Below are 1,759 nucleotides of genomic sequence, written 5' to 3'. Positions count from 1 at the left end.
CAGCTCTGCGACCGACACCGCCTCGGCCCCGAACCTGCTGCCGCCACCGTCCCCGTCACCGCCCAGCTCACCGGCGTCTCCACCCCCGCCGCCCTCGACGCCCTGCGCCCCCTGGCCGCCCGCCTGCCCGCCCGCACCGTGTGGCTGGCCCACAACCGCACCGGCGCCGACGAACTCCTGCCCTTCGCCGACAACACCCTGCACACCCCCACCGGCACCGTCCACCTGCCCGCCGGCTGCGTCGCCCCCGACAGCGGCACCCTCGCCGACCTCGCCCCCCACCCCGGCGACCTCACCGGCCACTTCCTGCGCGCCCTCGCCGGACAGGCCGGCACCACCGCCACCCGCACCATCGCCCTCAACGCCGCCGCCCTCGCCCTGGCCTCCGGCCGCCACACCCACTGGAACACCGCCTACAACGCCGCCCTGGACGCCCTCGCCGACGGCACCCCCCGCGCCCTGGCCGAACGCCTCGCCACCGCACCCGCCCGCCCCGCCCGCCCCGCCCGCCCCGCGGCACCGGCGACACCGGCCGCCAAGACCGCCGCCCCGGACCCCGCGGCCCGCCGACCGGAGGCCACCCGTGCCTGAACCCCTCTTCCCCCAGGACCGCCCCGGCCTCGCCCTGTTCCTCAACGCCGGCGACCCCGCCGACCGCCTCACCGACCTCGCCCTCATGCTCGACGAGCAGCGCGTCGACGTCCTCGAACTCGCCGTCCCCTTCCCCGACTCGCCCACCGACGGCCCCGTCATCCGCCGCTCCGCCGCCCGCGCCCTGCAAACCGGCACCACCTGGGACACCGTCCTCGCCGACCTCACCGACCTCACCCCCCGGCTGCGCCACCTCAAGGTCGTCCTGCTCGCCGACTGGAGCCACAGCCTGCGCCACCGCGACCCCGCCGCCACCGCGCGCGCCGCCACCGCCGCCGGAGCCCGCGCCCTGCTCGTCCACGCCCTGCCCCCACGCCTGCGCCCCGCCTGGCAGCAGGCCCTGCGCGACGAAGGCCTCCCGCAGGTCACCACCTGCTACCCCGCCTCCACCCCCGACGTCCTCGCCGCCGCCGCCCGCGACGCCACCGGCGCCTACGTCTACCTCGTCGCCCACTACGGCCGCTCCGGCACCACCCCCACCACCGGCCACCGCGCCCTGGCCACCACCGTCGCCACCCTGCGCACCACCGCCCCCGCGACCCCCGTCGCCGTCGGCTTCGGCGTCAGGACCGCCGCCGACCTCGACGCCGTCACCGCCGCCGGCGCCGACGCCGCCATCGTCGGCTCCGCCGCCGTCGCCCGCCTGGAACACGCAGCCGCCCACGGCCTGGACGCCGTCACCGAACTGCGCGCCTTCCTCACCGACCTCCGCCCCGCCCGCCCCCCTCACCCGGACGCAAGAGGCGGACCCCGCGCCACCGCGCACACCCCCACCACCCCCGGCACCACCACCCGAGAGGAACAACCCGCATGCTGATCCGCGACCTGGCCGACGTGAAGACCGTCGAGTGGGGCAACGGCCTGTCCCGCCGCTTCCTCGTCGAGAGCGACAACCTCGGCTACAGCCTCACCGACACCATCGTCAACGCCGGCACCAAGTCCCGCCTGGAGTACCGCAACCACCTGGAGGCCTGCTACTGCATCGCCGGCTCCGGCGAGGTCATCGACATGGACGGCAACTCCCACCCCATCACCCCCGGACGCCTCTACGCCCTCGACGAGCACGACGCCCACTACCTGGTCGCCGGCCCCCAGGAGGACCTGCGCC

Annotated in this window: 2 protein-coding genes and 1 pseudogene; all 3 read left to right on the top strand. The window is 76.9% G+C overall.

From position 1 onward, the window contains the following. Nucleotides 1-591 (top strand): annotated as a pseudogene (locus ACIQOV_RS40190) (hypothetical protein); the annotation flags it as partial. After that, nucleotides 584-1,468: a tryptophan synthase subunit alpha gene (gene trpA, locus ACIQOV_RS40185; RefSeq protein WP_401055925.1), complete on the top strand. Its 885-nt coding sequence runs from the start codon at nucleotides 584-586 to the stop codon at nucleotides 1,466-1,468. The pseudogene ACIQOV_RS40190 and the gene trpA, both read left to right, overlap by 8 nt. Then, nucleotides 1,462-1,759 (top strand): ectoine synthase (locus ACIQOV_RS40180; protein WP_401055923.1); only part of this gene is annotated, 298 nt, incomplete at its 3' end. The genes trpA and ACIQOV_RS40180, both read left to right, overlap by 7 nt.

It is taken from the genome of Kitasatospora sp. NPDC091257 (assembly GCF_044757675.1).
Taxonomy (GTDB): domain Bacteria; phylum Actinomycetota; class Actinomycetes; order Streptomycetales; family Streptomycetaceae; genus Kitasatospora; species Kitasatospora lactacystinica.
This window is presented reverse-complemented; position numbering and strand designations above follow the sequence as displayed.